The following is a 6,606-nucleotide window of genomic DNA, read 5'->3' on the forward strand; positions in this document are numbered from 1 at the left end:
ACGCACTGGAACAATCGAATGACTGACGTTACCGCTTCTCCCGCACCGGCCGATACGGCCGCGACCCCGGCCTACGATCCGACCGCCAAGCAGAAGGCGCAGGCGAAGACGGCACGCATCCCGATCAAGGTCATTCCGATCGAAAAGCTGAAGAAGCCCGAGTGGATCCGCGTGAAGGCGGCCACCGGCAGCTCGCGTTTCAACGAGATCAAGACGATCCTGCGCGAGCACAACCTGCACACCGTGTGCGAGGAAGCGAGCTGCCCGAACATCGGCGAATGCTTCGGCAAGGGCACCGCGACGTTCATGATCATGGGCGACAAGTGCACGCGCCGCTGCCCGTTCTGCGACGTCGGCCACGGCCGTCCCGATCCGCTCGACGCGGACGAACCGAAGAACCTCGCGCGCACGATCGCGGCGCTCAAGCTCAAGTACGTGGTGATCACGAGCGTCGACCGCGACGATCTGCGCGACGGCGGCGCCGCCCACTTCGTCGAGTGCATTCGCGAAACGCGTGCGCAGTCGCCGGACACGCGCATCGAAATCCTGACGCCGGACTTCCGCGGCCGTCTCGACCGCGCGATCTCGATCCTGAACGCCGCGCCGCCCGACGTGATGAACCACAACCTCGAAACGGTGCCGCGCCTGTACAAGGAAGCGCGCCCGGGTTCGGACTACGCGCACTCGCTGAAGCTCTTGAAGGACTTCAAGGCGCTGCATCCGGACGTCGCGACGAAGTCGGGCCTGATGGTCGGCCTCGGCGAGACGGAAGAGGAAATCCTGCAGGTGATGCGCGACCTGCGCGCGCACGACGTCGACATGCTGACGATCGGCCAGTACCTGCAGCCATCCGAGCACCACCTGCCGGTGCGTGCGTACGTGCATCCGGACACGTTCAAGATGTACGAGGAAGAGGCGTACAAGATGGGCTTCACGCACGCGGCCGTCGGCGCGATGGTGCGCTCGAGCTATCACGCCGATCTGCAGGCGCATGGGGCCGGGGTGGTCTGAGCGTCGCGCCCGCTTCCATCTGCAACAGTCTCGAGCAGTCGAAAAAAGCCCGCAGCGATGCGGGCTTTTTCGTTGGCGCGGCGGTTATCCGCGCATGCGCGCGGCAATCGTCATCCGACCGGATGCGCAATCCGGTCTAGCGTGGAAAGCAAAGCTGAAACGGCATCGATAGCTTCGCAGGATAAGTTCGCTCCCGCCGCGCGCAAAGCCCGTAAAGTCGGCTCTCCCGCAGCAATGCCCGCATTCCGAAGGAGAGCCGCATGTCCCGTTTCAGCTTCATCCGCCGCGCCGTCGTCGCGCTGACCGCCTTTGCCGCGCTCGGCGCGGCGCACGCCGAATCGCGCGAAGTCGTGATCGCGTACCAGGACATGGTCGTGCCATGGCGCTACGCGCAGGCGAGCGGTGAAGTCGAAAAGGCGACCGGCTACAAGGTCACGTTCCGCAAGCTCGACAGCGGCGCCGACGTGATCCGCGCGCTCGCGTCGGGCTCCGTGCAGCTTGGCGAAGCGGGCTCGAGCCCGATCGCGGCCGGCCTGTCGCAGGGGCTCGACATCTCGCTGTTCTGGGTGCTCGACAACATCAACGACGCCGAGGCGCTCGTCGCGCGCAACGGTTCGGGCGTGACCAGCATCGCCGCGCTCAAGGGCAAGAAGATCGGTGTGCCGTTCGTGTCGACGTCGCACTTCCATACGCTCGTCGCGCTGCAGGCCGCGGGCGTCAATCCGAACGACGTGAAGATCGTCAACCTGCGTCCGCCCGAAGTCGCCGCCGCATGGACGCGCGGCGACATCGACGCGACCTATATCTGGGACCCGGTGCTCGCGAAGGTCAAGCAGTCGGGCACCGTGCTGACGACGTCCGGCCAGGTTGCGAAAGAAAGTGGCAAGGCGACCTTCGACGGCTTCGTCGTGAGCCGCAAGTTCGCGCGCGAGAACCCCGAGTTCGTCACGCGCTTCGTGAAGGTGCTCGCGGCGGCGGACGCCGACTACCGCGCGCATGCGGCGGCGTGGAAGGTCGGCTCGCCGCAGGTCGCGGCGGTCGCGAAGGTGTCCGGCGCGAACGCGCAGGACGTGCCGGCCAGCCTCGCGCTCTACGCATTCCCGACGGCGGCCGAACAGGTATCGCCGACGTGGCTCGGCGGCGGCGCGCAATCGGGCGCCGCGAAGTCGCTCGCGGCCACGGCCACGTTCCTCAAATCGCAAGGCACGATCCAGACGGTGCTGTCCGACTATTCGGTCGGCGTCGATCCGCAGTTCGTGCAGAAGGCCGCGCGCTGAGCGCGGCCACTCAGCCCACTCATCGCGGAGGCCTTCGATCATGAGCACGCTGGAAGTCCGCCAGGTATCGGTTGCCTATCCGGGCGAGCGCGGCAGGCCGACGACGCAGGCGCTCGCGCAGGTCGACCTGCGCATCGATGCCGGTGAATTCGTCGTCGCGCTCGGTGCGTCCGGATGCGGCAAGACCACGCTGCTGAACTGCATGGCCGGCTTCGTCGCGCCGACGACGGGCGACGTGCGCGTCGACGGCGTGCCGATCACGGGCCCCGGCGCCGATCGCGGCGTCGTGTTCCAGAAATACGCGTTGCTGCCGTGGCTCGACGTGCTCGACAACGTCGCGCTCGGGTTGCGCTTTGCGCGCGTGTCGAAGGCCGAACGCGAAGCGCGGGCGCGCGAGATGCTGACGCTCGTCGGTCTCGAGCGCCACGCGCATGCACGCGTGTATGAACTGTCGGGCGGGATGCAGCAGCGGGTCGGCATCGCGCGTGCGCTCGCCAGCGACCCGCGCGTGCTGCTGATGGACGAACCGATGGGCGCGCTCGATGCGATGACGCGCGGCACGATGCAGGCGCTCGTGCTCGACGTGTGGGCGCGCACCGGCAAGACGGTGTTCTTCATCACGCACGACGTCGAGGAGGCGTTGTTCCTCGCGACGCGTCTCGTCGTGATGACGCCGGGCCCCGGTCGCATCGCCGAAACCTTCGAGTTGCCGTTCGCGCGCCGCTACGTCGAATCGCGCGACGCGCGTGCGGTGAAGTCGTCGCCGGATTTCATCGGGTGGCGCGAGCGGCTGATCGCGTACCTGCATCGCGACGAGGCGGTCGCGGAGCCCGCGTGATGCACGAGTTCGCGCGGCAGGGTGCGTCCGTCGGGCGCGGCCGGATCAGTACATTGCACAGGCAGGACGACATGAGCACGCAGGATTCCTGGGCGGCCGATCGCGCGACCGCCGACTCCGAACGGGATGCGCGCGCGGCGCAACAGCGCCATGCGGTGCGTCCCGCCCGGACATCACATCGTTACCGGTTGCCGGGGCAAGGAAAGACGGCCGGGTTGAGCGCTGCGACGATCGCGGCATTGGCCGCGCTCTGGTGGGTCGCGACGCATTTCCAGTGGCTGCCGCCGCTGTTCCTGCCCGCGCCGGAAGCAGTGTGGACCGCGTTCGTCGACGCATGGCACGGCCGCATCCAGGGCGGCCTGCCGTTGTCCGAACATCTGCTGTGGAGCGCCGCGCGCGTGTTCGGCGCGTTCCTGCTCGCGACCGCGATCGGCGTGCCGGCCGGCATTCTGATGGGCGTGAGCCGCATCGCGCGCGGCGTGCTCGATCCGCTGCTGGAGTTCTATCGGCCGCTGCCGCCGCTCGCGTATCTGCCGCTCGTCGTGATCTGGTTCGGCATCGACGAAACGGCGAAGCTGGTCGTGATCTTTCTCGCGTGCTTCGCGCCGATCGCGATGGCCGCGCGCGCCGGCGTGCGTGCGGCAACCGTCGAGCAGATCAACGCCGCGTATTCGCTCGGCGGCAGCTTCGCGCAGATCGTGCGGCATGTCGTGCTGCCGGCCGCGCTGCCGGAGATCCTCACCGGCCTGCGGATCGCGATCGGGTTCGGCTGGACGACGCTCGTCGCGGCCGAGATGGTCGCCGCGACAGCCGGGCTCGGGCAGATGGTGCTCAACGCATCGAGTTTCCTGCGCACCGACATCGTCGTGATGGGCATCCTGATCATCGGCGCGATCGCATGGCTGTTCGATCTGGCGATGCGCTGGGTCGAGCGGCGGGTGGTGCCGTGGAAGGGGCGAGGGTAGGCCGTACAGGCGGAAAGGACTTACGGTGGGTGCCCGTGTCGAGAAGACCGAGGGGCCGGGTTCGTATCGAACGAACCCGGCCCCTGTTGCTTGCTGTGGGTGATGTCGCCGTGGCGCGTTACCAGCGATAGCCCGCGCCGGCGCCCACCGCGACCGTGCCGCGGGTATTGGTCGACCCGGATGCCTTGACCACCCAGCGCCCGTTGCGGGTGGCGGTCGACAGGCCGAACGCGACGGCCGACTGCCCGCTGTAGGTGCCGCCGGCGATCGCCACCATGCTTTCGCCTGCCAGCGATGCCTGCGGCAAGTTCGCGATCGCCACCGCCGACGCAATACCGCCGCTCGCGTCGCGCCGGTAATGATCCATGTCGGAACGAACGCTGCCGATGTGGTCGTTCAGTTGCTGCACGTTCACGGCGTCGGTCGGCGCGGTGCCGGCCTTCACGTTGGTGATCTGCCGCTCCTGACCGGGCGCGCCGACGGACACCGTGTTGTCGCGATCGGCGACGGAGCCGTTGCCGAGTGCCACCGAATTGTTGCCCGACGCCGTCGCGTTGTTGCCGATCGAGAGGCTGCCGTTGCCGGATGCGCTCGAGTTCGGGCCGAGCGCCATCGAATCCGAGCCGGTCGCGCCGGAGCCGTCGCCCAGCTGCGCCAGCTGGCCGCCCTGCTCGCCGGTCGGCGGCCGGGTGTTCGGGCCGACCTGCTCGATGTTCTTGATACGCGTGTCGAGCGATTCCAGGCGCGTTTCGAATTGCTGCTGCATCGAGAAGAGCTGCCCGCCGTTGACGGCCTGCATGCTGCTCGCCGCGATCGCGCCTGCCTTGACGTTGTCGAGCAAGGTGCCGCCGACGCCGCCGAGCGTGGCGCGATTCAGCGTCAGGTCGTCGTACACGATCGCGCCGAGCGCCTTGCCGTTCGGATCGATCAGTCCGGTCGCCTTGAGCTGCGCGACCGTCACGGCGTCGGTGTCGCCGGTGCCGACAGGCCGGTCAGCGTGCGCGTGCCGTCAGTGCCGCCGACGCTGACCGACGTGCCGCCCTTGTCGGCGCCGATCGAGATCGCGAGATTCGCCGGGTCCTGCCGGACGAGGCCGGTCGTGCCGTTGTCGAGCCGCGTGCCGAGATCGGTGACGTCGTTGCGGATCGACGTGACGTTGTTTTCGACGGTGGTGACACGCCCGTCGATCGTCGTGACGCGTCCGTCGAGTTGGGTCAGCGCACCGCCGACGGTGTTGAACGATCGTCCGTCCACCGTGTAGTTCGGGCCGCGCACGGTGCCGTCCGCATTGACGGCCGCATCGCCGCCGAGCGCCGCGACCACGGGCTTCAACTGCGACAGGTTGGTTGCGTCGGTGTCGCGCGTGCCTGCGCCGAGGTTGACGAGCTGGCGCTGGGTGTCCGCCGTGCCGATCGACACGGTGTTCGTGCGATCGGCGACGCTGCCCTGGCCGAGCGCGACCGCACCGTGCGCGGTGACCTTCGCGTCCGCACCGAGCGCCAGCGCGCGATTCGCGTTGACGCTTGACGACACGCCGAAGGCGCTCGAGCGATCGCCGTGGACGTTCGCCGCTTCGCCGACGGCGATGGTCGAGCGACCATTGGCGACGGCTCTGTCACCGATCGCGATCGCGGAATAATCGCCACCGGTTTCGCCGGTCGCCTTCGCGCCCGCCCCGATTGCGATCGAGCCGGCGCCCGAGGCGATCGGGTCGCCGCTGTCGCCGCCCTTGACGATCAGGTTGGTCTCGACGAGATCGGTGCCGGACGCGTGGCCGTAGCACGGCGCGAGTGCGGCGATGGCGAGGGCGAGCGCCGACAGGCGGGCGGACGGCGTGCGTTGTCGTTTGAGCGAAGCATGCGAGCGGGCACGCGTCGTACGGGAGTGTGCAGCGGAGATACCTGACATATTAATCGTAGTCCTGATCAACGTTATGCGTGACGCAGCCGGATGACGCCTGTGCGGCTTCGTCGAAAGGCGGGGGCGAAGTGCGGTGGCGGGTGTGCGGCGAACCGCAATCACGTCGCCCCCGACGTAAGGGGAGCGACTATACGTACGCACGCAGGCGCCGTCGATCAGACAGTTTCGAAAGTGATTGGGCGGATATAGGACGCGCTACGAGCGCATGATCGCGTGCCGGCGGTGTCGCCGGGATGGATCGGGTACAGGCGGGGCGTTGAGGCAGCGCGCGGCCAGGGCCGGCGGGCGCGCAGAGAGGGCGGGGGCGCATGGCGCATGAACGCCAGGGCCCCATGGGCGATGTACGTCGATTCACGCACACCACCACCGACGGACGAACATCGTCCGCTCAATCGCCCATCGCGACCCCTTCCCGGCGCGGGTCCGCGCCGCCGAACCACACCGTCTGCCCCTGCACGTTCAGCCGCTGGATGCCCTGCAGCCCCGAGTTCATCTCGACGATCTGCACGTCGTGCCCGCGGCCCTTCAGCCCGTCGGCGAGCGCGTCCGACACGCGGCCGCGTTCGAGCTGCGTCGGCCCGTTCATCGACCCGAA

6 protein-coding genes and 1 pseudogene are annotated in these 6,606 nt (G+C 68.3%); 4 read left to right on the top strand and 3 right to left on the bottom strand.

Going from position 1 to position 6,606, the window contains the following annotated elements:
• The first annotated feature begins 18 nt into the window (after positions 1-18).
• The 4 genes from lipA (at position 19) to JMF90_RS18275 (ending at position 4,091) form a co-directional block, all read left to right on the top strand.
• A complete protein-coding gene (lipA, locus tag JMF90_RS18260; RefSeq protein WP_006477693.1) occupies positions 19-1,011 on the top strand; it encodes a lipoyl synthase in 993 nt (330 codons plus the stop codon).
• A 260-nt stretch (positions 1,012-1,271) separates the two neighbouring features.
• Complete coding sequence (gene tauA / locus JMF90_RS18265; RefSeq protein WP_054928076.1) at positions 1,272-2,288, top strand: taurine ABC transporter substrate-binding protein; 1,017 nt, start codon at positions 1,272-1,274, stop codon at positions 2,286-2,288.
• A gap of 40 nt (positions 2,289-2,328) precedes the next feature.
• A complete protein-coding gene (locus tag JMF90_RS18270; RefSeq protein ID WP_012329291.1) occupies positions 2,329-3,126 on the top strand; it encodes a taurine ABC transporter ATP-binding protein in 798 nt (265 codons plus the stop codon).
• Entirely contained in the window at positions 3,126-4,091 is a 966-nt protein-coding gene (locus tag JMF90_RS18275; protein WP_027806730.1) for an ABC transporter permease subunit, read from the top strand. Before JMF90_RS18270 ends, JMF90_RS18275 begins: the two co-directional genes overlap by 1 nt.
• Positions 4,092-4,209: 118 nt before the next feature.
• Here the strand turns inward: JMF90_RS18275 and JMF90_RS40100 are convergent, their stop codons facing one another.
• The 3 genes and pseudogenes from JMF90_RS40100 to JMF90_RS18285 form a co-directional block, all read right to left on the bottom strand.
• Entirely contained in the window at positions 4,210-5,052 is an 843-nt protein-coding gene (locus JMF90_RS40100; RefSeq protein ID WP_230463042.1) for a YadA family autotransporter adhesin, read from the bottom strand.
• Positions 5,049-5,999, bottom strand: coding sequence for a hypothetical protein (locus JMF90_RS40105; protein ID WP_230463041.1), 951 nt, complete (start codon positions 5,997-5,999; stop codon positions 5,049-5,051). The genes JMF90_RS40100 and JMF90_RS40105 overlap by 4 nt, the downstream gene beginning before the upstream one ends.
• A gap of 400 nt (positions 6,000-6,399) precedes the next feature.
• Positions 6,400-6,606: pseudogene (locus JMF90_RS18285) on the bottom strand (gamma-glutamyltransferase); the annotation flags it as partial.

The sequence above is a fragment of the Burkholderia sp. E168m23 genome, from assembly GCF_016586125.1.
Lineage (GTDB): Bacteria > Pseudomonadota > Gammaproteobacteria > Burkholderiales > Burkholderiaceae > Burkholderia > Burkholderia orbicola.